At 72.6% G+C, this 24,900-nt stretch carries 17 protein-coding genes; 5 read left to right on the top strand and 12 right to left on the bottom strand.

The window, feature by feature from the left end; translation table 11 throughout:
- Positions 1-5: 5 nt before the first annotated feature.
- Positions 6-785 carry an alpha/beta fold hydrolase gene (locus OG715_RS32155; RefSeq protein ID WP_266273792.1) on the bottom strand — a complete coding sequence of 260 codons (780 nt, stop codon included), beginning with the start codon at positions 783-785 and terminating at the stop codon, positions 6-8.
- A 594-nt stretch (positions 786-1,379) separates the two neighbouring features.
- Between OG715_RS32155 and OG715_RS32150 the strand changes: the two genes are divergently transcribed.
- Entirely contained in the window at positions 1,380-2,246 is an 867-nt protein-coding gene (locus tag OG715_RS32150; RefSeq protein ID WP_266273793.1) for a helix-turn-helix domain-containing protein, read from the top strand.
- Here OG715_RS32150 and OG715_RS32145 read toward each other — a convergent pair.
- Together OG715_RS32145 and OG715_RS32140 are read right to left on the bottom strand one after the other, a co-directional pair.
- Complete coding sequence (locus OG715_RS32145) at positions 2,191-2,859, bottom strand: hypothetical protein (protein ID WP_266273794.1); 669 nt, start codon at positions 2,857-2,859, stop codon at positions 2,191-2,193. The genes OG715_RS32150 and OG715_RS32145 overlap by 56 nt on opposite strands.
- A 789-nt stretch (positions 2,860-3,648) precedes the next feature.
- Entirely contained in the window at positions 3,649-4,614 is a 966-nt protein-coding gene (locus OG715_RS32140) for a helix-turn-helix transcriptional regulator (RefSeq protein ID WP_266273795.1), read from the bottom strand.
- Positions 4,615-4,711: 97 nt separating this feature from the next.
- On the opposite strand from OG715_RS32140, the gene OG715_RS32135 reads away from it, so the two are divergent.
- Positions 4,712-5,503, top strand: coding sequence for an NAD(P)H-dependent oxidoreductase (locus OG715_RS32135; RefSeq protein WP_266273796.1), 792 nt, complete (start codon positions 4,712-4,714; stop codon positions 5,501-5,503).
- A gap of 144 nt (positions 5,504-5,647) precedes the next feature.
- Here the strand turns inward: OG715_RS32135 and OG715_RS32130 are convergent, their stop codons facing one another.
- Together OG715_RS32130 and OG715_RS32125 are read right to left on the bottom strand one after the other, a co-directional pair.
- Entirely contained in the window at positions 5,648-6,094 is a 447-nt protein-coding gene (locus OG715_RS32130; protein WP_266273797.1) for a hypothetical protein, read from the bottom strand.
- An 87-nt stretch (positions 6,095-6,181) separates the two neighbouring features.
- Entirely contained in the window at positions 6,182-7,210 is a 1,029-nt protein-coding gene (locus tag OG715_RS32125; RefSeq protein WP_266273798.1) for a winged helix-turn-helix domain-containing protein, read from the bottom strand.
- 298 nt (positions 7,211-7,508) lie between these two features.
- On the opposite strand from OG715_RS32125, the gene OG715_RS32120 reads away from it, so the two are divergent.
- A complete protein-coding gene (locus tag OG715_RS32120; protein ID WP_266273799.1) occupies positions 7,509-8,027 on the top strand; it encodes an RICIN domain-containing protein in 519 nt (172 codons plus the stop codon).
- Positions 8,028-8,040: 13 nt separating this feature from the next.
- Here the strand turns inward: OG715_RS32120 and OG715_RS32115 are convergent, their stop codons facing one another.
- The 3 genes from OG715_RS32115 to OG715_RS32105 all read right to left on the bottom strand — a co-directional run bounded on the left by OG715_RS32115 (position 8,041) and on the right by OG715_RS32105 (position 11,621).
- The gene (locus OG715_RS32115; RefSeq protein ID WP_266273800.1) at positions 8,041-8,841 is read right to left on the bottom strand and encodes a hypothetical protein; all 801 of its coding nucleotides are present in this window, start codon (positions 8,839-8,841) and stop codon (positions 8,041-8,043) included.
- Between the two features lie 92 nt (positions 8,842-8,933).
- Entirely contained in the window at positions 8,934-9,515 is a 582-nt protein-coding gene (locus OG715_RS32110; protein WP_266273801.1) for a PadR family transcriptional regulator, read from the bottom strand.
- 54 nt (positions 9,516-9,569) lie between these two features.
- On the bottom strand, positions 9,570-11,621 hold the full coding sequence (locus tag OG715_RS32105) for an NADPH-dependent 2,4-dienoyl-CoA reductase (protein WP_266273802.1): 2,052 nt from the start codon (positions 11,619-11,621) through the stop codon (positions 9,570-9,572).
- Positions 11,622-11,869: 248 nt separating this feature from the next.
- On the opposite strand from OG715_RS32105, the gene OG715_RS32100 reads away from it, so the two are divergent.
- The gene (locus OG715_RS32100) at positions 11,870-13,129 is read left to right on the top strand and encodes an FAD binding domain-containing protein (RefSeq protein ID WP_266273803.1); all 1,260 of its coding nucleotides are present in this window, start codon (positions 11,870-11,872) and stop codon (positions 13,127-13,129) included.
- Positions 13,130-13,300: 171 nt separating this feature from the next.
- Here the strand turns inward: OG715_RS32100 and OG715_RS32095 are convergent, their stop codons facing one another.
- Together OG715_RS32095 and OG715_RS32090 are read right to left on the bottom strand one after the other, a co-directional pair.
- Positions 13,301-13,876: a TerD family protein gene (locus OG715_RS32095; RefSeq protein WP_030391715.1), complete on the bottom strand. Its 576-nt coding sequence runs from the start codon at positions 13,874-13,876 to the stop codon at positions 13,301-13,303.
- Between the two features lie 54 nt (positions 13,877-13,930).
- A complete protein-coding gene (locus tag OG715_RS32090; protein WP_266273804.1) occupies positions 13,931-14,926 on the bottom strand; it encodes a LysR family transcriptional regulator in 996 nt (331 codons plus the stop codon).
- 71 nt (positions 14,927-14,997) lie between these two features.
- Between OG715_RS32090 and OG715_RS32085 the strand changes: the two genes are divergently transcribed.
- Positions 14,998-15,738, top strand: coding sequence for an SDR family oxidoreductase (locus OG715_RS32085; RefSeq protein WP_266273805.1), 741 nt, complete (start codon positions 14,998-15,000; stop codon positions 15,736-15,738).
- A 211-nt stretch (positions 15,739-15,949) separates the two neighbouring features.
- Here the strand turns inward: OG715_RS32085 and OG715_RS32080 are convergent, their stop codons facing one another.
- Positions 15,950-16,378 (bottom strand): hypothetical protein, encoded by a 429-nt coding sequence (locus OG715_RS32080; protein ID WP_266273806.1) that lies wholly within the window; start codon positions 16,376-16,378, stop codon positions 15,950-15,952.
- A gap of 92 nt (positions 16,379-16,470) precedes the next feature.
- The gene (locus tag OG715_RS32075) at positions 16,471-24,819 is read right to left on the bottom strand and encodes a ricin-type beta-trefoil lectin domain protein (RefSeq protein ID WP_266273807.1); all 8,349 of its coding nucleotides are present in this window, start codon (positions 24,817-24,819) and stop codon (positions 16,471-16,473) included.
- Between the last annotated feature and the right edge of the window lie 81 nt (positions 24,820-24,900).

Genomic DNA, 24,900 nt, shown 5'->3' with positions numbered 1-24,900 from the left:
GAGGATCAGGCCCGGTGGATGAAGTCCTGGATCAGCTGCACGAGTTCGGCCGGCCGCTCGAAGATCACCATGTGGCCGCTGTCGATCTCGGTGTAGCTGGAGTTCGGGATCGCGGCGGCCAGCTCGCGGGAGTGCTCGGCGGGCACGGCGGCGTCCGGGTACGGGGCCAGCACGAGGGTCTCGGCCTCGACCTTGCCGACGATGTCGCGGATGTCGACCTGGACCAGCAGCTCCAGCTGGCGGATGCGGCCGTTGGAGGGGCTCAGCTCGGAGCCGAGGTTCTCGACGTCGCTCAGACTCGGCCGGGTCCGGATGTAGCGCGGGCTGAAGGCCGTGGTGCTCAGGACGCGGCCGAAGGCCTTGGCGTCGTGCTTCTGACTGAGCGTCAGACCGATCAGGTTCTCGATGTAGAGGTCCGACTTCACCAGGCCGCCGATCGGCACCAGCCGGCGCACCAGCCCGGGGTGGAGCGCGGCGGTGGCGGCGACGACGGCCCCGCCGAGCGAGAAGCCCACCAGGTCCACCGGGCCGAGGCCGGCGTGCTCGATCACGGCGGCGACCTCGTCGGCGAGCTGCTCGACGGTCAGCGCCGTACCGTCGTCCTCGGCGGTCTCGCTGCCGGACAGCTCCGGCAGGATGACGGTGTTGCGGCGGGCGAAGTCCTCGACGAGGTGCCCGAAGGTGACCTGGCCCCCCTTGCCCACACCGTGCACCAGGACCAGGGCCGGCCCCTCGCCGGTCACGGTGTAGTGGACGCGCGAGTTTCCGACAGAGATCGTGGGCATGACGGATCGCCTCCTGTGACGATGTGGAAAGGAATACCCCGACAGACCCGACCGGGGAATCGGAAAATATGGTGCTGGCATGCGTACGGAAATGCGCACGGAGAATTCCGCCGGCCCACCGGATTCGCGTGGGTGCAGGCCGCCGGGTTCCGCGGGGTGCAGCTGCGCAGGATTTCGACAACGCCGACCGGCTTCGCCCGAGGGGCGGCCGGACGGATGGTGCGGGTCCGCACGACGGACCGCGGGGCCAATGACGACGCGGACACGACATGCCGGAGTACGGGAAAGGAGCGCCTCCGAGCCCCGCCCCCTCGATCACTCGAAGTAGAATTTATCTACTTCCAGCGATCCGGTCAAGCTTGCAGATCACCTTCCGGTGATCCGAGGCCCGTCCCGTAGCGCGCAAAGGTATGCCTCGAATGCACAGAAAAGCAATGAAACACAATAAAACGGACACCGGGCCACGGCGGGAGCGGAGCCTTCGACGGCCAGCCTGAACACCGGCCGCGGTCACGAGCTCATGCCGATGCCCCGGATGTCGGGATCTTCCGCTGCCTGGGCACTATCATTCTTTCAGACCCCATCCAGTGGAGTATGCCCGTGCCCGACCGCTTGTTCGACGGCAATAAGCTGCGCAACCTCCGCGTCGTCAAAGGAATGTCGCAGGCCACACTGGCGGCCGGGCTTCATGTGAAAGTGAACGCCGTCTATCGCTGGGAGAACGGCCTGGCAGCTCCCCCGCCGGAGCGGTTGCCGACGATTGCCGCATTCCTGGACACCGAGCTGGACAAGCTCTTTCCGCGCGCCGGATCACCGAATCTCGCCGACCTGCGGTGCGACGCCGGGATGACCCAGGCGGACACCGCGCGCCACACCAACACCGCCTCCCCCATGCCGGTGCGGGCCGCCGAGCAGGGCAAGCGGCCGCTCTCCGAGCAGGCGGCGGCCGCACTCGCCGCCGCCTACGGGGTGACCCGGGCCGAGCTGCTCGCGGCGCAGCGGCGCTCCTTCGGCCAGGACGACGAGCCCGCGGCGGAAGCCTCGGCCGAGGGCGCCCGGGTGGCGCGGAAGCTGGAGTCGCTGCGCACCGAGGTGTACGGCGGGGTGACGCCCTCGGACGCGCACCTCGCGGCCGAGGGGAACCGCCGGAGCGGTTCCGCCGCGCTCACCGAGGACCTGGTCCGCTCGCTGCGGGCCGGCGAGGTCGCCGAGCCGCCGGACGCGGCGCTCGACGCCCTGGCGCTCGCCCTCGACGTGCCGCCGGTCTACTTCCGGCAGGACGATCCGGAGGTGGACGCGCTGATCCTGTCCACCCGGGCCGTGCGCGACAGGTTCACCGTGATGGCCGCGCGCGGCGCGGGCCAGGACCTGCCGAAGGAATCCTGGGACCAGCTCCGGGACTTCATCAGCGGGACGATGGCGGAGATCTTGGCAGAGGACGGGGACGGGCGCCCGGAGTGAGGCGTTCGGCCGCCGGCTGCCGGGACTCCCGGCCGGCAGGCTCGGCCGCGGGCCCGGCCCCGGAGGACGCACGGCGGTCCGTTCCGGCGGCGCGGCGGTCCGCCCCCGGGGACGCGCGGCGGTCCGCCCCCGGTGCCGGTCCGCGCTCGCGCCGCCGACTGATCAACCGGGCCGCGTGGTCGGCGCGCAGCTCGATGAAGGCGTCCCGCTTCAGGGACCTGGCCGTCGCCGGGACCCCTCCGACCGGTGCCATCCCGCGCGCCCGCAGGACGTCGGGCGGGCCGACCAGCCCGGCGCCGTCCCCCGCCCACAGGTGCACCAGCTGGTGGACCTTCAGCTCCACCTCGTGCGAGAGCGACCGGCCCTCGCGGTGGAGGATCAGGTCGACCGGGCGGGTGTCGTGCTTCACCAGGAGGCCGCAGGTGCCGTCGAGCCCGGTCAGATGGGCCGCCGGGATCGGCCGCAGCACGATGTGCCGGCCGCTGGCCTCCGCGAGGTTCCCGACCAGGCGGTCGAGGTCGAAGGGGTCCGGGAGGGGCATGGAGGCGACGAGGCGCTCGCCGTCCTGCTCGGCCTGGAGGTGCAGCAGTCCCGCACCTCGGTGCCGGTACATCCCCGAGAGAATTCCGGGTGCGTCGTGACCACGGCGAGGAGCCCCGCTCATTTCGGGGATCCCGTACCGCCGATCCCTCTTTCCAGAATTTGGCACCGGGTGTGTAAGTAGCCTACTCTGCGCATTCTACATTCCCCCTTCTGTGCACGGCTCATAAAGTCGTCGCAAAGGCATGCGGAAACGTTCGGAATCGCTCGCTAATTCGCTCGTGGATATGCGAAGGGCGCGACGCGATGATATATGTCTATCGGTCGCAGCAGTTCGCCGTCGAGTCCTCGGGCCCTGAATTCCGCCCTTACGGGCAGGTTGTCGGCCCGGAATCCCCCGCTTCCTGCGACGCCCGGGTCCACGATGTTCACAGCGACCCGGCGCGCAAGGCACGAATCCGATGCCCCCCGTTCATGCCTGTCTGACAGTGGTCCCTCCCGAGGGCGCCGGCCGACGCCCGGCCCGGCGTTACCGAGGTGCGAGCGTGCCGAGGCTACGATAAATCTCGGACAACCACCATGGTGCACGGTTTACGACATGTGGCCGAAACTCACCAGCCATCGGGCGGCGAAATCCGAATTTCGCCCGACGGCCCGCGCCCGGCCTGCGGGCGGCCCGGCACCGGCCGCCCCGGGGCCGTCCCGCCGCGCGGCCGGTCCCTCCGGCATCGTCCGACGTCATACGATGTCGCGCGGTGCCGGGCGACGCCGTCCGCACCGGCGGACCCGGCGGCGCCACCCGGCGGCCCGGTTCCGGGGCGCGGCCGGCCCGGCCGGGGACAGGGCCCGGATCAAGTCGTGATCAATCCGCCGGATTCACCGTAGCGGTGGGCGTGGGAAGCGGTGGACCGTCGACCCCCCTGGGCGACGGAATGTCAGCACGTCGCGCGGCCGGTCCTCCTCGGCCCGCGTCCACCGCCGCGCCGAGACGGGCCAGGGCCTCGGCGGCGGCCGCGTCCGACCCCGCCGAGAAGACGTGCACCACGAGACCGGTCTCGCCCGGCGCGGCCGGGACGTGCAGGGCCTCGAAGTCCAGTGACAGGGTCCCGGTGACCGGGTGGTGCAGCCGCTTGTGCCCCGAGGTGCAGTTCATCACTTCCCCGGAGTCCCAGATCCTGCGGAACTCCGGGCTCTGCGAGGACAGTTCGGCGATCAGACCGGTCAGCTCCGCGTCGTCCGGCCAGGTCCCCGCCGAGGCCCTCAACTGGCCGACCGCCTCGGCGGCGCGGTCCGACCACTCCGGGTGGACGGTGCGGGCGGCCGGGTCCAGGAACAGGAAACGGGCCTGGTTGCGGTCCCGCCGGCCCCCCGACTCCCCCAGACCGCCGATGAGTTCGGCCCCCAGCGGGTTCCAGGCCACCACGTCCAGCCGGTGGTCGGTCACGAAGGCCGGCATCCGCGCGCCCAGGGTGTCCAGCATGCCGCGCAGCAGCGGGCTCACCCGGGGCGCCGGCGGCGGCAGCCGACGGGAGCCCGCCAGGGTGTCCAGATGGCGGCGCTCGGCCGCCGACAGGCCCAGGATCCGGGCCAGCGCCTCCAGCACCTCGAACGACGGCTGGGTGGACCGCCCCTGTTCCAGCCGGACGTAGTAGTCGACACTGATCCCGGCCAACTGCGCCAGTTCCTCCCGGCGCAGCCCGCGCACCCGGCGCCGTCCACCGGCCGTCAGCCCGACCAGCTCGGGCGCGACCCGGCCCCGGCGGGCCCGCAGGAACTCCCCCAGGGCGGGGCGGGGAACGGCGGAACGAGCGGCGGCGGTGGTCTCCATACGCTCCAGTATGGTGGCCCTCGCATTACCAGGATCCGGAGTCCGACGGAACAGGGGGGACCTGGCTGCGCCCCGCCGCCACGGCGAGGCTGGAGCCATGAGCAACCACACCTCGCAGCAGCAGCGGCCCCGGCGCGTCCTGGTCGTCACCGCCCACCCCGAACCCCGCTCGCTCAACGCCGCGCTGGGCGACTTCGCGGTCGCCCGGCTGCGCGCCGCCGGGCACGAGGTGGAGGTCTCCGACCTGTACGCGATGAAGTGGCACGCCGCCCTCGACGCCGACGACTTCCCCGACCACCCGGCGGACGCCCGGCTCGGGGTGCTCGGCGCCCAGGACGCGGCCACCCGCGCGGGGCGGCTCTCGGCCGACATCGCCGCCGAGCAGGAGAAGCTGCGCCGGGCGGACGCGGTGGTGCTCCAGTTCCCGCTGTGGTGGTTCTCGGCGCCGGCGATCCTCAAGGGCTGGATCGACCGGGTGCTGACCTTCGGCTTCGCGCACGGCCCGGACGTCCCCCCGCCGTACAGCGAGGGCGCGTTGGGCGGCCGGCGCGGCCTGCTCGCGGTGAGCGTCGGGGGCCGCGAGTCCGCGTTCACCGACCGGGGCGCGCACGGGCCGCTGGCGGACCTGCTGTTCCCGCTGCAGCACGGGGTGTTCTGGTTCAGCGGCATCGCGGCCCTCGAACCGTTCGCCGTGTACCGGTCGGAGGGCCTGTCGGCCGAGGAGTTCGAGGCCGCCGCCGAAGCCTACGGACAGCGGCTGGACGCCCTGTTCACCGAGGAGCCGGTCCCGTTCCGCCGCCTGGACGGCGGCGACTACGGGCGCGACATGCGCCTGCACGAGGGGCTGGAGCAGCCGGGCACCACCGGCCTCGCCCTCCACCTGCGCTGAGCGCACACCGGTCCCCGGTCCCCGGGGGCGCCGACCGTACAGGGGTCGACCGGCGCCCCCGGGGGCCGGTCGCGCCGGAGGGCGGGCCGCGTCAGGAGGTGGGCCGCGTCGGAAGGCGGCCCGGGGTCGGAAGGCGGCCCGGCGTCAGAAGGTCGCGAGGTCCAGGGCCTCATGGAGCGAGGCGTAGCCGACGCAGGCCAGCAGCCAGACCCCGAGACCGGCCGTAGCGGCGGCCAGGACCCGGCCGACGCGGCCGCGCCGCTCCTTCGGGCGGCGCGACTGCCGCACGCCGAGGAGCACCAGCAGGACGGCGGCGAGGCCCAGAGCGTAAGCGAGCAACGGGTCCTGGCGGTGGGCGAGTTCGGCCAGCACGAAGACACCGGCGAGGGAGGCGGTGGTCAGCAGCGCGAGCAGGGTGCCGAGCACCAGCTCGCCGACCAGTTCCCCGAGGAACTCCCCGATCGCCGTCAGACAGCCGCGCACCGGCCCGTGCGCGGGGTCGTCCACCGGCGTCGGGTCCCCCGGCAGGTGGAGCGGGCGGCCGGGCTCGGGCCCGCCCGGGTCCGGTATGTCGGGACCTCCGTCGGCCATGCTCCCCACCGTCCCCTCCCGCCGGGCGCACCGCTGTCGCCCGTGCCCGGTACAGGCGGACAGGCTATCGGCGGCGCGACGGACCCGTCAGGTCTTCCCGGGGGCGGCCGGCCGCGGGACCGGCCGGTCGTCGAGGAGGGCCCGGCCGAGCGGGGTGAGGGTGTGGCGGACACCCGGGCCGGTGCGTTCGGTGGTCAGCAGGCCCGCAGAGCGCAGGACGGTGGCGTGGTGGCTCGCGGTGGCGGGCGAGGTGCCGGTGCGGCGGGCGAGTTCGGCGGTGCCCGCCGGGTCGGCGACCGCCCGGAGGGTGCGGGCGCGGGTGGCGCCGAGCAGCGCGACGAGCGCGCCGTCGGGCTCCGCCGGGGCCGAGGCCGCCCAGACCGTCCGGTAGGTGGCCAGGTCCCGGGCCAGCGGGTAGTGCAGCACCACCGGGTACTCGGGGCCCCGGTTGTCCGTCAGGGCGAGCGGCTCGGGCCAGAAGAAGGTGGGTACCAGGACGATCCCGGTGCCCCGCAGACTCAGGTCGGCGTCGACCGGACAGGGCAGCGACAGCACCGGTGACTCCCAGCGGACGTCCGGGTGAAGCGAGCCGAGCAGGCCGTCCAGTCCGGTGTCGGCGGCCGCCAGCGCCCGCCCGGTGCGCTCGGTGTGGGTGGCGGCGAGCAGTTGCGGCCAGTAGGGTGCCACCGCGAAGGCGTGGTACTCGCGGAGCCTGCGCTGCACCAGGCCGCGCCACTCGCGGTCCCCCCGGTGCAGCTCGCGGACCCAGCGGGGCGCCTTCGGGCGCAGGTACTCCAGGGCGCACAAGTCCGCCGCCCACAACTGCCGGGGCATCGACCAGGTCTGCTCCAGGCTGTCCGCCAGACTGCCGGTGCCCGCGTGCAGGAACGCCTCCGGCGCCTCCGTCGCGCCGGCCGAGGTCGCCAGCTCGAACAGCATGTGCAGTTCGGGGCGCAGGCGTCCCCGGGTCCTGCTGCGCCAGCCGTCCAGCGCCACGCCGCCCAGGTCTCGGGTCTGCACGAGTGACAGGCTCAGCACGGTCTCCGCGAGCGGGTCGGGCGCCCGCGCGATCCGTACCCTGGTCAGGTCGTCGTGGGTGAAGTGGATGCGCAGCAACCCGGTCCTTCCGTCGGCTTCCCCGGCGAGGCACGGCGGCGGCGGTGGTCCGGCCCGGTCCCCCGATCGGGCGGCCGGGCCCGCCGCGTCCTTGGGTCCACCGTATGCGCACGCGCCCGGCCGGACGGGCGCGTTGCCCGGCCCTGACCGGTTCGTGGCACGTCACGGACATTGCCACGCCCGAATTCGACGGACCCCGAAGGGTCTTGGGGCGGACGCTTCCGGACGCCGAGACTGGCGGCCGGGACGCCCCGGTGCGGGGCGTCCGGACCACCACCAGACCGGGAGTGCACCGATCATGCGATCCAGCCGCCAGTCCACCGTCCGCTCCGTCGCCCGCTCCGCCGTCGTCGCCGGGTCGGTGCTCGCCGCCGCCACCGTGCTGGCCGCCCCCGCGCAGGCGGCGCCGGTGCTGCACAGCTACGTCAACGTCGTCCAGGGCAAGTGCCTGGACATCCGCGGTGCCTCCACCGCCGAGGGCGCGGTGCTCCAGGAGTTCGACTGCAAGAACGACGCGAACCAGCGCTTCTGGTCGGACACCGGGGCCGACGGGGCCACCGAGCTGCGGGTGCAGAAGTCCGGCCTGTGTCTCGAACCGACCACGCTCAACGCCTACAGCAGCGTGATCCAGCGGGCCTGCTCCGGTGCCGCGACCCAGCGCTGGGAGCTCCTCCCGCACGGCCCGAACGCGGTCGTGTTCAAGAACGTCGCGTCCGGCCTGTGTCTCCAGGACTACTACTCGGCGGGCGGCGCCCGGCGCGACGTCAACATGTGGCAGTGCCAGGAGAGCGCCTACCAGCAGTGGGTGGTGCGCTGAGCGGGGCCGGGGGTCAGACGGCGGAGCCCGGGGCCGCGGTGGTGCCCGGGCTCCCGGTGGTGGCGCCCGCCTTGACGCCGAGGGTGCGTTCGGCCTTGGCGACGGCCGCGCGGTAGTAGAGCGAGGCGAGCTGCGAGTCGTCGGAGTCGCGCTGGAAGTACCCGTAGGCGAGGGCGACCTCGCCGAGGCGCTCGATGCCGAGGTAGCCGTTCAGCCGAACCCCGGCGAGGTCGCCGTCGAGGCGGACGGCCGGGGCTCCGGCGCGGTCGCCGAGGGCGATCGGGGTCACCGAGAAGGTCACGGCCGCGCCGGTGTTGTCGGTGAAGGTGATGCTGTGGCAGTCGGCGAACGCGCCACTGACGGTGGCGAAGTCGGCGTCCAGCCGGGACGCCTCCTCGGCGCTGAGGGACTCGGTGACCATCGGACTGCCGTCCGGCCCGTCGAACTGCGCCTCCTGGTGCGGCCCTCGGCCGGAGGCGCCGGACGGGTTCCGGTTCAGCAGCGCGCGCAGGGCGTCGCAGCCGGCCACCGGGGAGGCCCCCGCCTCCGGCGAGGGGTTCGGGTCCACCGGGACCTCGGTGAAGTCGGGGCCGAGTTCGGCGGTGGTCAGCAGGGCGGCCCGCAGCTGCTCGTCGGTCGGCAGCAGCGGCGCCGACGCCGCGACGGCGGAGGCCGCTGAGGTCGTGGAGGCGGACGTGGGCGCGGGCGCGGGTGGCGCGGGTGGCGCTCCCGCCGCGAGCTGGGCGGTGCCGAGGGTGAGCACGGTGGCGACGGCCGCCGCGGTGAACGCACGGAGATGCCTCGGGAGGGACATACGGGCCCCCGATCGATGAGGTCGGGCAGGGACAGGCGTCCAGTGTCCCACCGGCCCCCGGGGAGCGCCCGCCCGGAGCGCGAAGGCACAGGTCAGGAGGGGTTTGCCCGGGCCTTCGAGTCTTCTGCCGACGGTTCGCCCGGTGCCGGCGGCAGGCTCTCGACGGTCTCCGCGAGCCACCGCACCCAGAAGGACTCCAGCCCGACACCGGCCCGCAGCACCGCGTACTGGAGCGGGTCGGCCCCGTCCTTCTCCCCCGCCGGGAAGTCGCGCCGCCCGATCGCCTCGTAGTGGGCCAACTGCGCCCGGTGCAGGTCGAGGTGGCGGCGCAGCTCGGCGTCGAGCCCGGCCGTGCCGACCACGGCGGCGGCGCGCAGCCGCAGCAGCAGCGGGTCGCGGATCGGCCGGGGGTCGTCCGCGGCGGCCGTCCACCGCGCCAGTTCGGCGCGGCCGGCGGGCAGCACCTCGTACTCCTTCTTCTGTCCGCGCACCGGACCGGCCTGCGGGAGCGCCCGGATCAGCCCGGTGGTCTCCAGCCGGCCGAGCTCGCGGTAGATCTGCTGGTGGGTGGCGGACCAGAAGAAGCCGATCGACCTGTCGAACCGCCGGGTCAGCTCCAGCCCCGAGGAAGGCTGCTCCAGCAGGGCGGTGAGGATGGCGTGCGGCAGCGACATGGCACCGATCCTAGGGCGCCGCCCCGGGAGGCAGGCCGGGGCGACGTCCCGGTGTCAGAGGGCGGCGGCGAGCTCGGTGCCCTGCTTGACGGCGCGCTTGGCGTCGAGTTCGGCGGCCTCGTCGGCGCCGCCGATCAGGTGCGGGGTGACGCCCAGGGCGCGCAGGGCGGCGTCGAGGTCGCGGCGCGGCTCCTGGCCGGTGCACAGCACCACGGTGTCGACGGGCAGCAGTTGCGGCTCGCCGTCGACGGTGAAGTGCAGGCCGGCGTCGTCGATCCGGTCGTAGCCCGCGCCGGCGACCATGGTGACCCCGCGGTGCTTGAGCTCGGTGCGGTGGATCCAGCCGGTGGTCTTCCCGAGCCCGGCGCCGACCTTGGTGGTGCGGCGCTGGAACAGGTGGACCCGGCGCGGCGGCTCAGGCCGCTCGGGGCGGGCGAGGCCGCCGCGCTCGCGGTAGTCCCCGTCGATGCCCCAGTGCCGGCGGTGCACGGCCGGGTCGAGGCTCGGCGCGTCGCCCGCGTCGGTGAGGAACTCGGCGACGTCGAAGCCGATGCCGCCCGCGCCGAGGATCGCGACCCGCTCGCCGACGGCCGCGCCGTCGCGCAGCACGTCGAGGTAGCCGAGCACGCTGGGGTGGTCGACGCCCGGCAGGTCGGCGGGGTCGGGGACGCGCGGGCTGGCGCCGGTGGCGAGCACGACCTCGTCGAAGCCCTCGGCGGCGAGCGCGGCCGCGTCGACCCGGGTGCCGAGCCGCAGCTCCACGCCGAGGTCCGCCAGCCGGTGGCGGTAGTAGCGCAGGGTCTCCGCGAACTCCTCCTTGCCCGGGATCCGGCGGGCGATGTCGAGCTGCCCGCCGATGACGGCGGCGGCGTCGAACAGGGTGACCCGGTGGCCGCGCTCGGCGGCGGTGACGGCGCAGGCGAGGCCGGCCGGTCCGGCGCCGACGACGCCGACCCGCTTGGCCCGCCGGGTCGGGGCGAGCACCAGCTCGGTCTCGTGGCAGGCGCGCGGGTTGACCAGGCAGGAGGTGATCCTCCCGCTGAAGGTGTGGTCGAGGCAGGCCTGGTTGCAGCCGATGCAGGTGTTGACGGCCTCGGGGCGGCCCGCGGCGGCCTTGGCGACGAAGTCCGGGTCGGCGAGCAGCGGGCGGGCGAGCGAGACCAGGTCGGCGCAGCCGTCGGCGAGCAGTTTTTCGGCCAGCTCGGGGGTGTTGATGCGGTTGGTGGCGACCAGCGGCACGGACACCGAACCCATGACCCGCTCGGTCACCCAGGCCCAGGCGCCGCGCGGCACCGAGGTGGCGATGGTGGGGATGCGCGCCTCGTGCCAGCCGATGCCGGTGTTGATGATGGTGGCGCCGGCCGCCTCGACCGCCTTGGCGAGCCGGACCACCTCGTCCAGGGTGGAGCCGCCGGGGACGAGGTCGAGCATGGAGAGCCGGTAGACCAGGATGAAGTCCGGTCCGACCCGCTCCCGGACGCGGCGGACGATCTCGACCGGGAAGCGCATCCGGTTCTCGTAGCTGCCGCCCCACTCGTCCTCGCGGTGGTTGGTGGCGGCGGCGACGAACTCGTTGATCAGGTAGCCCTCGGAGCCCATGATCTCGACGCCGTCGTAGCCGGCCCGGCGGGCGAGTTCGGCGCAGCGGGCGAAGTCGTCGACAGTGGCCTCGACCTCGTCGGCGGTGAGGGCGCGGGGCGGGAACGGGCTGATCGGGGCCTGGACGGCGCTGGGGGCGACCAGGGCGGGGTGGTAGGCGTAGCGGCCGAAGTGCAGGATCTGGAGGGCGATCCGGCCGCCGGCGGCGTGCACGGCGTCGGTGACGACGCGGTGCTTGTCCGCCTCGTCCTCGGTGGTGAGCTTGGCGCCGCCGTCCCAGGGGCGCCCGGCCTCGTTGGGGGCGATGCCGCCGGTGACGATGAGGCCGACGCCGCCTCGGGCGCGTTCGGCGTAGAAGGCGGCCATCCGCTCGAAGCCGTTCTCGGCCTCCTCCAGGCCGACGTGCATGGAGCCCATGATCACGCGGTTGGGGAGGGTGGTGAAGCCGAGGTCGAGCGGGCGCAGCAGGTGCGGGTAGGGCGGCGGGGTGCTGGCGGTCGTCGTCATCGCGGCTTCTCCTGGCGGGGGCGGGCGGGGCGGTGGTCGGGAGGGGCAGTGTCGGGAGGGCGGAGGGGGTGGCTGGCCACCACACGGTAGGCGAGCCCGAGCGCCCTATGCAACCAGTTGCATAGGTGATCCAGGGAACACCCGGGGAACACCTCGGACACTGCGCTGACGGACCGTCAGTCCACGGCGTATGGTCGACGGGACGACGGACGGGGCCGCTGGCGCCCCGGCGAGGAGGGGGAGCGGTCGTGCGGGGTGGATCGGTGGCCGTGGTCGGCGGCAGCATCGCGGGTTGTGCGTTCGCGCGGGCGGCGGCCCGGGGCGGGGCCGAGCGGGTCACCGTGCTGGAGCGCAGCCCGGGTCATCTGGAGGACCGCGGGGTGGGCCTGTGCGTCCTGCTGGACCGCTACGACGAACTGGTCCTGGCCGGCCACCTGGACGACGGCATCCGCCACCATCCGCTCACCACCCGGCACTGGGTGGCCAAGGACCCGGCGGGCGCCCCGCGCGGGCGGGTGCTGTGGGTGCAGCCGATGGCGATGCACTCGTTCCACTGGGGTGTGCTGTGGCGGGGGCTGCGCGAACGCACCCCCGAGCAGGTGGAGTTCCGCCCCGGGACGGCCGTCACGGCGGCGGGCGGCACGGACCTCGCCGGACCGGCCTGGGTGGAGACGGCGGACGGCGGGCGCGAGCCCTACGACCTGGTGGTGGGCGCCGACGGCCACCGTTCGGTGGTGCGCGCCGCCGTCTGCCCGGAGGCCCGGGCCGAGTACGCCGGGTACGTCGCCTGGCGCGGCAGCTTCGACGCCCGGCTGCTCGACCGCCTCCCGGGCGGCGCGGCCCGGTGGCCCGAGGCGGAGGTGATCACCGCCTGCTTCCCCGGCGGACAGGTCGTGCTCTACCGGATCCCGGGGCTGACCCCCGGCAGCACCCTGGTGAACTGGGTCTTCTACGCCCCCGCGCCCGACTGGCTGCGGACCGCCGGCGGCACCGACCCGCTCGGCTTCGCGGTCGGCTCGCTCGACGCCGCCCACCGCGGCGAACTGTCCGCGCTCGCCGAGCGCGTCCTGCCGTCGTACTGGGCCGGGGTGGTCGACCTGACGCCCGTCGAGCGGATCCTGCTCCAGCCGATCCACGACCTGGAGACCCCGCGCCGCACGGCCGGCCGCCTGCTGCTGGCCGGGGACGCCGCGACCCTCGTCCGCCCGCACACGACCAGCGGTGCGGCGAAGGCGCTGCAGGACGCCTGCGCCTTCGAGGACGCCTGGCGGGCGGCGGAGGGCTGGGCCGACCTGCTGCCCGGCTACGACCGCGAGCGCGGCGCGGCGGGGCGGGCGCTGGTGGAGCTCAGCCGCCGGCTCGGGCGGGCGCAGGTCACCGGGGCTCCGGACTGGTCGGCCGTGGACGGGCCGGCGATGGCCGCGTGGTGGCGCGACCAGCTGGGCGCCTCGGGCGGGTTCGGCGGGCTGGCGCTGGAGCGGAAGCCGTCCGGTCCGGCCGGTCGCTGACCTGACCGGGGGGCGACCCCGCCGGGGCCGACCACCGGGCGGCGACCCGCTCAGTCGACCGCCCGGTGGCCCGTTCACGTGGCCTGTTCAAGTGGCCCGTTGGGACGGCCCGCTCAACCCGCCCGCTCAAGTGGCCCGTTCACGTGCTCCCGGCACCCCGGGAACCCGCTGTCAGACGTTGACGCCGTAGTCGGTCGCGATGCCGCGCAGGCCGGAGGCGTAGCCCTGGCCGATCGCGCGGAACTTCCACTCGGCGCCGTTGCGGTACAGCTCGCCGAAGACCATGGCCGTCTCGGTGGAGGCGTCCTCGGTGAGGTCGTACCGGGCCAGCTCCTGGCCGTTGGCCTGGTTGACGATCCGGATGAAGGCGTTGCGCACCTGGCCGAAGCTCTGGAACCGGGCGTCGGCGTCGTAGATCGACACCGGGAAGACCACCTTGGCCACGTCGACCGGGACACCGGCCAGGTCGACCTTGATCTGCTCGTCGTCGCCGTCGCCGCCGCCGGTCAGGTTGTCGCCGCTGTGCTCGACCGAACCGTCCGGGCTGCGCAGGTTGTTGAAGAAGACGAAGTGCTGGTCCGAGACCACCTTGCCGTGCGCGTTGCAGAGCAGCGCGCTCGCGTCCAGGTCGTAGTCGGCGCCGGTGGTGGTACGGACGTCCCAGCCGAGTCCGACGATGACGGCCGTCAGGCCCGGCGCCTCCTTGGTCAGCGAGACGTTGCCGCCCTTGGCCAGCGAAACTCCCACGATTGCCCTCCTCGGTTGCTCTCCCTGCCAAACGAATCTACAGCACTGTAGAGATCACGAGAATCCGTCGGTCGGCACATCCGCCGATCCGGCCGGCCCGCCCGCCGACCCGCCCTCCGCCCCACCGGCCGCCCCACCGCCCGCTCCACCGGCCGCGATGTCGGGCAGCAGCCGGACCCGGCGGGCCAGCAGCTCGACGAACGCCGTCGTCAGCGCGTCCGGCCTGCTCCGGGTGTAGGCCACCAGCGGCCGCCGCACCGGCGGTTCGGGCCGACGGACCAGCCCGTCGAAGCCGGGCGGCACGATGTTCGCGGGCACCAGCGCCGGGCCCAGCCCGGCGGCCGCGAGCAGCGGCGCCGCCGCCGTCTGCTCGGTGCGCACCGCCACCCCCGGGCGGAACCCGGCCGCCGCGCAGGCCGCGTCCAGCACGTCCGCCAGGCCGTTGCCGGGGGCGTAGTGCACCCAGTCCCGCCCGGCCAGGGCCGCCAGCGGCACCGGGGCGTCGTCCTGCCCCTCCCGCCCGTCCTCCCCCTCGGACGGGAGAACCAGCACGAACTCCTCCTCCCCCAGCTCCCGGATCGGCCCCTCCCAGCCCGTCGGCAGCGGCCCCACCGCCACATCCGCCTGGCCCGCCGTCATCGCCGCCCGGAGGTCCTCGGTGTGTGCGAACTCCCGCAGCCGGATCCGCACCTCCGGATGCGCCGCCCGCCAGGCCCGCAGCACCGGCGGCAGCAGGCCCAGGCTGACCGAGTACACCGTCGCCAACTCCAGCTCCCCGCCCGCCAGTCCGGCCGCGCCCAGGGCCGCCGCCCGCAGCCGCTCGGCGTCCGCCAGCGCCGCCCGCGCGTGCGGCAGTACCGCCCGCCCCATCGGCGTCGGCCGCACCGCCCGCGGCAGCCGCTCCAGCAGCGGCCCGCCGAGGGCCCTCTCCAGCGCCCGCACCTGGTGCGACAGCGCCGGCTGGGTGACGTGCAGCAGCTCGGCGGCACGGGTGAAGGACCCGGTGTCGACGACGGTCACCAGGTACTCGAACTGTCGGAGCGTGGTCATGCAGCCAGTTTATGGATCTCTTCGAAAACAAGCCTTGGACGCATCACCCCTGGTCGGAACAGCCTTGTCCCATGACCGACAGCACTCTCCCCCTCGCCTCCCGCCGCGTCGTCGTGATCGGCGCCGGCTCCCGCACCGGCCGCGCCCTCGCCCACGCCGCCTCCGCCGCCGGAGCGGAACTCGTCCTCGCCGGCCCCGACCCGCGCAAGCTGGAGTGGACGGCCGGCGAACTGCCCGGCCCCGCCCGCACCGTCCCCGTCGACCTCGCCGACGAGGCGTCCGTCGCCGCCCTCGCGGCGGCCACCGGCAGCTTCGACCACCTGGTCTCCACCGCCGCCATGCCCGCCAACGGCCCGCTCGCCGAACTCGAACTCGCCGACATCCACCGGGCGTTCGCCGCCAAGGTCTACGGCCCGCTGCTGCTCGCCAAGCACCTCGCCCCGCAGGCCGCCACCGACACCCCCGACGGCGCCTCCTTCACCTTCTTCTCCGGCGTCGCCGCCTGGCGCCCGGCCCCCGCCCGCACCGTGATGGCGACCACCAACGGCGCGCTCGCCTTCCTCGTCCAGGCCCTCGCGGTCGAGATCGCCCCGGTCCGGGTCAACGCCGTCTCCCCCGGCATCGTCGACACCGGCGCCTGGGACGGCCTGGGCCCCGAAAAGGCCGCCTTCCTGCGCTCCGTCGCCGAACGCAACCCGGCCCGCCGCACCGGCACCGTCGACGACCTGGTCAGCGCCGTCCGGTTCGCCATGACCAGCCCCTTCGTCACCGGCACCGTCCTGCACGTCGACGGCGGCGGCCGCCTGGCCTGAGCCGTCGGAGACAGAACGGCCGGTGCCGGGGTGAGCAGCTGCTCACCCCGGCACCGGCGTCCCTACGACCTGCGACGTGCACGTGGCTGTCGGAGCCGCACGGACCGCGGAACCCGCACCGCCCGCTGCGCGCGGCGGTCGCCATGGCCGCCTTCGCCGCCTCGGCCTTGCTCTTGAAGTCCCCAACGCTTCCCGTTCGGCTTCGTCGGCGTCAGACCGCTCCCGCCACTTCAAGGGCGAAGATCTTCAGTCGATCACTGGGATCGCGGTATTCGCGTGCAAGGAATTCGTCCACGACATCCTGCACACGGTCGACGAAAAGCAGCGATGCCCGGAACGGAAGATCATCGCGCCCGGCGGATATGAACGACATGCGCAACTGCGCCGCCTGGTCGTCGTACCACGCATAGACGACGCCAGGCCTTCCCGTCCCGTCGGACGCGGCATCCCGCAACCAAGCCTCCATAGTGTCCGCCAGTGCAGCAGCCAGCTCGGCCGAGTCGGCATCCTCGGCATCGTCAACCAGGTCGGAAAAATACTCGATGTTCTCCAGTGCCTCCTCATCAAGGTTTCCAGTGCCACGCCAGACACCGACCTCGGCCGTTTCCTTAATGATGTCCACCAGCTCCGAAAAACTCAATTCGGAAAGCCCTCCAATACTCGAACACGAGAGGCGACGGCGAAGGCATGGCCCGCGCCGCCGCCTCGACTACCGTGAGGGAGCGGTACCGCTTATCGCCTTCTCACGACCTTACCGGCCTTCCCCTTGTGTTTCTTCGTCGCGTAGGTCCCACACACACATGCGTCCGCGTGCCACACGAACTTCTTGCCGACCTTCTTCATGACCTTGAAGGCGATGCTCGCGTGGTTCGTATCGTCGCGCGACCACCAGTAGACGTTGCCCTTGCGGTCCTTCGGCTGCTCGATGTACGTGCGAGTGCCCTGCCTCTCGGTCTTCCCGTTCCTGCCGGGCGAGAGCTGCCAGACCCGCTTTTGCGGCCCGTGGACCGGGCAGACGACCTCGCTGCTGTTGTGGGCGATGATGTCGGACCCGTCATCGCCCATGACGGTGAAGGTGTGAACATTGCCGACGTTGAGGTTGACGACCAGTTGGTCGGCGACATCGCCCTCGTCGACGACCAGCGCGACCTGACTCTCGCGGCCGTCCGGTCCGAGGAGGGTGTCCCCAGGTGCGACGTCCACGGCATCGGTCCAGCCCTCGCCCACCACCCAGAGCGGGTGGTACGAGGTCACGCGAAGGCCGTCGTCGTCGCTGTCGAGCGAGGTGACGATGTCGACCATGTGCTTGGTCGCGTAGGTCGTAAAGACAGCGACCACGGGCTGCGCCGAGGTCTCGCCAGTACCCGGATCCGTGGCACTCACCATGTCACCGACCTTGATGTCGATGATGCTCGCGTATGTGCCGTCCGCCATCAACACCGGCGTCTGCGGATCGAATGAGTTGCATCCCGACCGCCGGAAGACCTTCCGTGCAACGGATGCTGCCCGCTCAACCCTTGTGGCGGCTCGAGTGCTCTTGACCGCGGCGACCGCCGCCTTCACGACGGGCCCGGCGCCGACCGTGGCGGCGACCGCCGTCACGGCCATCTCTGCGGCCTTCTCCCAGTTGCCGGTGGCCGCGTAGGACACCGAGGAGACCACGGCCGCGATCGCGCCGATCGGGCCGGGGACCACGGTGGCCACGACCTCCGCAACGACAGCCACGACCTGAACCGTCTTCTTCAGCCACTTGGGCATGCCCCAGTTGCCGTCGAGGTCGGTGCAGTTGACCGGGTCGCCGGTGCAGTAGTCGTACGTGCTCGCGTTGCCGCCCGGCATCGGGTCGATCTGCAGGAAGCGGCCCAGGGCCGGGCTGTAGAGGCGGGCACCCATCAGGATGTCGCCGTCCTGCGCCTCGGCGGAGCGCTGCTTGCCGCCCAGCCAGCCGTAGCGGACGACGCCCTGGCCGTCCTGCGGGATGCCGAACTCGTCGAAGTCCAGCACCACCGGCCTGGTGAGCGCGGTGTCGGTGGTGACGACCACCGAGCCGAACAGGTTGGTCAGCTGGAGCTGGACGTCACCGGTCCTGCTCGTGGTGGCGATGAGGTCGCCGTCCGGGCCCGAGACGTTGCGGGTCACATTGCCCAGGGTGGTGTCCTCGACGGTCCAGCGGACCTCGTCGGAGTCGTCGCCGTAGTGGTTCAGCTTCGACGTGGCGCCGGCCCAGGAGCCGTCCGCCTGCTTCTTGCTGGTGGTGAACGCGGTCAGGCGGTGGGCGGCGTCGACGGCCCACTCCTGCTTGGTGTCCCCCTTCTCCTGGGCGGCGACGCGGTCGTTCGCCCAGTAGGTGTTGGTCGCCCCGGTCGCGGTCTTCACCGTGCGCCCGAAGGCGTCGTAGGTGAAGCCGGGGTCGGTGAGGCGGTCGGCACTGTCGTAGGTGTGGTTCTCCGCTGCGGCCCCCGTCGTGCCGCACTCGCCCGACGCCCCCTTGGGGGAGGTCTGCTTGGACAACCGGTTGGAGTGGGAGTCGAAGGCGTACTGGCGGGTGACGCAGCCGGTGGCGACCGTGGACTGCTCGGCCTTCACCAGGCGGCCGAGCCGGTCGTACTGGTAGGAGCGGGTGGCCGTGGAGCTGGTGTCCTTGGCCACCTGGCCCTGGGTGGAGACGTCGGCGGTCTGGGCCCAGACCACCTTGTTGTCGCTGGTACGGGTGTAGGTGCGGCCGGTGGCCTCGCCCGCCGCGTTGAAGGTGTCCTTGCGGACGATGCCGCCGGGGTAGGTCTGCTCGACGAGCTGGCCGTCCGGACCGTACTTCGCGGTGAACTCGCCCGCGACGCTGTCGCTGATGGAGGTGACCAGCCCGCGCGGCTCCTTCGCGCGGTCGTAGGTGTAGGTACTGGAGCCCGTCGGGTCGGTGACCTTCACCGGCTTGCCGAACTTGTCGAACTCGCTGGTGGTGGTGCCACCGTCGGCGTCCGTGTAGGAGATCAGCCGCCCAAGGGCGTCGATCACCCGGGTCAGCGACTTGCCGCCGGCGTTCGTCTTCACGATGCCGCCGGTGGCGGGGTCGTACTCGGTGGTGACCTTCGGCAGCGGCTTGCCCTCGTCCGAGGTGATCTCGGTCGACAGGATCCGGTCCGCACCGTCATAACTGGTGACGGTCTTGCGGGACTTGCCCGCGTTGGTCTCGGTGGTCTCCTCCGGATCGCCGAACGGCGAGTAGCGGGTGACCCGCTTGACCGGCAGGGTGGTCGGCATCCGTGCCGCGTCCGCGCCGGTGATCGCGCCGCCCGGCATGGTGACACAGGCCAGGCCCGCCCACTCCGGGCGGTTGCCGCACGCGCCGTCGTCCGGGTTGGCACCGGCGGTGTAGTACACCGCCTTGACCGCGCCGGCGTCCGCACCGTTGGACCCCGGCTTGCGGGACTCCAGCGCGCGGGCGTGGGCGTCGTACTTGACCGTGGCCGTCAGCTTGGCGCCGAGCGCGTCGGTGGTCACCGAGGTCGCGGTCTTCAGCGTCCAGCCGGAGGTGCCGCCGATCGGCGCGTCGTAACCGTTCTTGGTGACGCGCACCTCCGCGTCGTCGGCGTAGCCGTCGATGCGGGCACCGTCGGTGGCGGTGGTGACCAGGTGGTAAACCTGGCCGTCGGGCTTGCCCTCGTCGTAGGTGCTGGTGTTGTGGTCGCGCGCCACCACCGACGTCCCGGCCGCGAGGGTCGGGTTGACGGTGCTCTTGGTCAGCGTGACGGTGTCGATCCCGGTGTGGTAACGGGCGCCGCTGCTGGCCGGGTTGGCGTCGACGACGGTGATCCTGAGCTCGTGGTCGCCGCGCGCCAGCCGGACCGACTGGCCGGTCGCGTACGGGACGACGGCCCCGTCGGCGGAGTAGGTGTCGATCGGCTGGCCGACGTTCTGCCCGTCGATCGCGAACTGCACGATGCCGTGGTCGCTGTACTTGGTCAGCTGACCGGAGAGCACGTAGTCGCCCTCCTCCGGCACCTTGACGCGCACGGCGTCGAACGCACCGGCGGCAGTGGGCCGGATGCTCAGATGGGCACCGCCGGACCAGGTGAGGCCGCAGCAGTTGGTGTCGATCTGCGTCGGCGCGGTGCCGCCGAGCTGCGGGAGCGTCTCCGCCTCGGACGTGACCGTGACCGGGGTGCTCTGCCCGTTGACCTGCTCGGCGAGCGAGGCCCGGTAGACCGGGCCGAGCGTCTCGACGACGTCGATGCCGTCCGGGTCGTAGGTGGTCCGCGAGTCGAGCAAGCGGGCCCGGGACTTGGTGATCTCGGCCTTGCGGGCCTTCTGCTCGTCGGTCAGGTTCGCGGCGAGCAGTTCCGCCGGGATCTGCGGCAGGCCCAGCTCGGCCGTGAACCGCTCCCACTCGGGGTGCGTCCCGAGCGCGATCGCGCGGTTGGTGGCCTGCAGCGAACGCACGGCGTGGCCGTAGCGGTCGTACTCGGTGGTGTCGATGTCACCGCCGGGGGTCACGGACGGGCCGGCGGTGTTGACCTCGTTGCCGGAGGCGTTGAGGTAGTGGACGGCGGCCGCCTTGTAGCCGCCACCCCCCGGCTTGGCAACCGTGGCGGTGTTGACGCCCGGGTCGTCCTCGGGGCCGAAGACGGCGGTGGCGTCGGTGGGCGCGTCCAGCTGCGCCCACTTGGCCACGTCCGGGCCGGCCAGGTCGTACGGACCGCCCGCGCCGGTGGTGAGCGGCACGTCGTAGACGACGCTGGACGCGACCTCGCCGTTGAGCTGGTCCTTCGAGCCCTGGGCCAGGGCCGCGCGGCGGACCTTCAGCAGGCGCCCCGGGTCCTGGTCGGCCGCGGCCCTGCCGTAGTCGAAGTTCCACGGCAGCGAACCGGCGGAGCCGACCCGGGTGACCCGGCCGTCCGCGTCGTAGCCGTAGGTGGACTTCAGCGGCTGGGCCAGGCGCGGGTCCCAGACCTCGGCGATGCGGCCCTTGTCGTCGTACGTGTAGTGCGCGACCTCGACGGCCTCCTGCTTGGAGGTGGTCGGGTTCCACGACCACACCTTGATTGCCTTGACGCGGTCCGGGTAGTCGCCGGGCGTGCTGCCCGTGGCGGTGAGGGCCTTGGCGTACTCGTACTCCATGACCTCGCAGCCGCGCGGCAGCGGGTCGACCGAGCAGTGGTTGAGGTCGTCGACGCCGGGCTCGACCGGGGGGATGACGCGCTTGACCAGCGAACGGGCGTCAGCGGTGTCGTACTGGTAGCGGGTGGTCGAAGCCGCCTCGGGGCCGCTGTCGCTGACCACCTGGTAGATGTTCGAACCGGCCTGCTGCGCGAACACCGTCTTCGAACCGTCCAGCTCGGACAGCTCGTAGGTGGTGGCGGCGGTCTGGACGTTCCAGAGCTGGTTCGGGCCGGCCCAGCAGACCCAGACCGAGGCGCCCTTGTCGGCGTCCAGGCACTTGCCCGAGTGGCGGTTCAGCACCATGCCGTCGGTGCGGACCTCCCACTGCTGGTTGATGCCGCCGTTGCAGGTCCAGAGCAGCATCCGGGTGCCGTTGTCGACCTGGCCCAAGGGGTTGTCCAGGCAGTAGCCCAGCAGCCGCAGCGTCAGGTCGTCCCCGCGCGTCCACTGCTGGTTCGCCGCGCCGGTGCAGGGCGCCGGCTGCAGCCCGGCGCCGTCGCCGACCGCGCCGTTCGGGGCCTCCAGGCACTGGCCGGTGCTGCTGAGCACGATCGCGCCCGCCGTGGCCGGGGCGGCCTTGAGGGTGAGCGACTCGGCGCCCGGCTCCGGGAAGAAGGTGCCGTCGGTGCCCTTGGCGAAGGTCAGCGAGGTGTCGTCGTTGCCCTTGATCTCGACCAGGTCGGACTGCGGGAACGACAGCGAACGGTAGTCCGAACCGGCACCCGCGTCGGGGCCGCCGGCCCACTGCGGACCGAACGGCGCGACGATCTCCTTCATCGACAGGTCGTCGAAGAAGACCTGCTTGTCCGCCGCGATGAAGCCGTTGTAGAGGCGGAAGAACGCCTCGGTGGCGTCGGCGGGGACGGCCAGGTCCACGCTCAGCTGCTGCCAGCCGTCGGTGAAGCCGGCCTTGGCCGAGGTGGTCTTGGCGTAACCGGCCGGGGTCTTGACGAAGCCGGCGAGCCGCAGGCCCCGGTCGCCGAAGTCCGGGTTGAGGCCGGTGGAGCCGGGGACGTAGATCCAGCCGGTGAGGCGGTAGGTGCGGCCCGGCTTCATGCCGAGCGCCATGGTGTTGTCCGGACCGACGCCCGCATAGGAGTCGATCTGGCCGCTCTGGCCGGTCGGCGTGATCAGCAGCGAGTCGGTCGAGCTGTCGTGACCGCGGACCGTGGAACGCGACAGCGACGCCAGGCCGGCCGAGAAGCCGTTGGTGTCGGTGCCCACCTGGCGCTGGTTGGCGCTCAGGCGCTCGCCCTGGGGCTGCCAGCCGCGTCCGAGGTCGCGCGAGGAGGTGGTGCGGGCCACCGACATGCCGAACTCGTTGGCGTCGGTGACGTCGGTGGAGTAGTCACCGGTCAGCAGGTTGACCGAGCCGGGACCGATCGGGGTGGCAGCCGCGCCGTCGGCGTTGCGGTCCACCGTGATGGTGTTCCAGACAGTGGCGTAGCCGTTGCCGGAGCCGTCCTCGGGGAACAGCTTGGCCCGGACCTGGACCACACCGCCGACACTGCCGAGGGTGTCGATGACCGTCCAGTTGGCGTGCGCTCCCAGGTCCGCCAGTCGGGGCCGGTCCTCGGTGACCGGGGTGTTGTCCGCCTTGGTGAGGTTGACGCGCGGGACGGCGTACTCTGTGGCACCCGGACCGCGGCGGTACTCGTACACCACCCGCTTGAACTGCGCCTGCGCGTCCACTGCCAGCTTGACCCGCTTGGCGGACTGGGTGCCGTTGATCGGCGAACTCAGACCGGCCTGGCCGACCTGGAAAGTGTAGGTCGCCGGCGGGGACAGGTTGCCCGCGCGGTCCTTGGCCTTCACGCTGAGCACGCGCCGGCCCTCGGTGGCCGGGGTGATGCTGGTGGTCAGCGTGGCACCCGAGTTCACGGTGACGGCCGTGCCGCCGTCCAGCGTGTAGACGTACGCGGTCACGTCGTCCGTCCCGGCCGGGGCCGAGAAGGTGAACGAACCGGCCTGGTTGGCCGCGCCGTGCCACAGCCCGTCCGACGGGTAGTCGGCGGAGGTCACGAACGGCGTGCCCGGCTTGGTCGTGTCCACCACGAACTGCGTGGTCGCCCAGTTGGAACGGGACTTGCCGTCGTCCAGCAGCGAGGAGATCGAGTACTGCACACCCTCGTCGAGCTTCGGCAACCCGAAGTCGGAGGCCCGGACGGACGCGACCGCGCCGTTCGGGGTGTCCTTCGAGAGGGAGCCGATGAAGGTGCCGCCGCGCCACAGGTCGAAGTAGACCTTGACGTTGTCACCGTCGACGTCCGCGGCCTGTGTCAGGAAGAGCGGGTTGGCGTCCGAGGTGTACTTCGGGTTGCCCGGCTGCGACGGCTGGATCTCGACCGCGGACGGGGTGGCCGGCACGGTGTTGTAGGTGATCGACAGGAACGGGGAGTGCTCGCCCTCGGAGGACTCGAACCGCTTCCAGGTGTAGGAGTCGTTCTCGTCCACCGCCTTGAGTCCCAGCGCGTACGTACCCGCGCCCATGGCGGACCAGTCCCGCACCAGGTTGGTGACGTTGGCCTTCACCCAGTAGGTGCCGCCCTCGCCGAGGCAGTCGTGGCTGTCACCGTCGTTCGGCACGTCACGGGTCTCGTCGGAGACCGCGTAGCGGTCGATCATGCCGGGCTGGTTGCCCCAGCGGTTGCCCGTGTCCGCGTACTGGGAGGACCAGACCCCCCACTGCTTCGGGATGCACGAGGAGGAGTGGAAGTTCGCCAGGTACAGCTCGGCCTTCAGGATCTGCTTGCCGTTGAACTCGCCACCGGGGAAGTGGATGAACGAACGGGCCTTGGTGGCACCGCCGTTGTACGTTCCCAGCTTCAACTCCGTGGATGAGGAGTTGTCGGTGTTCTCACCGGTGTGCACGTACGTGTCGAAGTTCGCCTCGACGTTGACCACCGGGTCGATCGTCACGGGGAACTGCGTCTTCGCGTCGGCCAGGAACGCCGCGTCCGGGGTGAACACCAACTCGGCGTCCCCCCCGCTGCCACGCAGCTCCATGAGGACGGGTGCGCGGTTGAGGTGTTCGCCCGAGCGCTCCTCCACCGAGGCGTCCCACATGACCGGCGCCGGGATCCTGACGGCCACACTGCCGTCGGCGCCCAGCAGGTGGATCGCGCCGTCGGGCTGTCTGGCCACCTGGTAGCCGGTGGTGTCGATCGGCAGCGTGAGCGTGCCGGCCTGGGAGACCGCGCTGCGGTCCTTGACGATCAGGTACTGCTCGAAGCCGGTCCGGGTCGCCTCCAGGAGGAGGTCCACCCCGGGGCGGGCGTCGACGTACGTGGCCTTGTTGCCGGACAGCTTGGGCTTGGGCAGTCGGCCCAGCCAGCCGAACTCGACCTGACGGCCCTCGGAGCCGATCTTGACCAGCGGGCGCTCGGCGGGCCTGGGGGCCTGCTCGGGCTTGGACTCGGGCTTGGACTGGAACTGGGACTGGGACTGGGCCTGGGCCTGGGCCTGGGGCTCGGCGGCCGGCTCGCCCTCGGTCGCAGCCCCGGTGCGTGCGACGCCCCGGGAGGCGTGCTCGGTCGGCTCCGGCGTGCCGGCGACGGGGAGGCTGTCGCCCACCGTCACCCCGGCGTCGCCGCCCTCGAAGACCAGCCCCTCCGGGTGCGCCTTCGGTGCGACCTTGCCGTCCGGCGTCTGGACGAGGGTGGTATCGACCGGGACCCACGCCTCGCCGACCTTCATCCGGATCGGACCGGTCGACCGCTCCGCGGTCAGCGTCCCCTCCGGGTTCGCCCACAGGGTGGTGAACTCGGTGCGGGCCTTGGTGACCTCGATCCGCTTGCCCTGCAGGCGGGCCGCCAGCAGCGCCGACGCCTCGTCAGGGGCCTCGGTGGACGGCGCGGCCGGGGTGCCAGGCGCCTGCGGAGCAGGCTTCTTGTCCGCCCGGGGCGAGGCCAGGGCGTCGGTCATGACACCGGCCTGCACCAGCAGACCGAGTGTCAGAGCCGTTGATATTCGGCGCAACCAGCGCATGGAAAAGGCCCCGCCGGT

The sequence above is a fragment of the Kitasatospora purpeofusca genome (assembly GCF_036010405.1).
In the GTDB taxonomy this organism is placed as follows: Bacteria; Actinomycetota; Actinomycetes; order Streptomycetales; family Streptomycetaceae; genus Kitasatospora; species Kitasatospora purpeofusca.
This window is presented reverse-complemented; position numbering and strand designations above follow the sequence as displayed.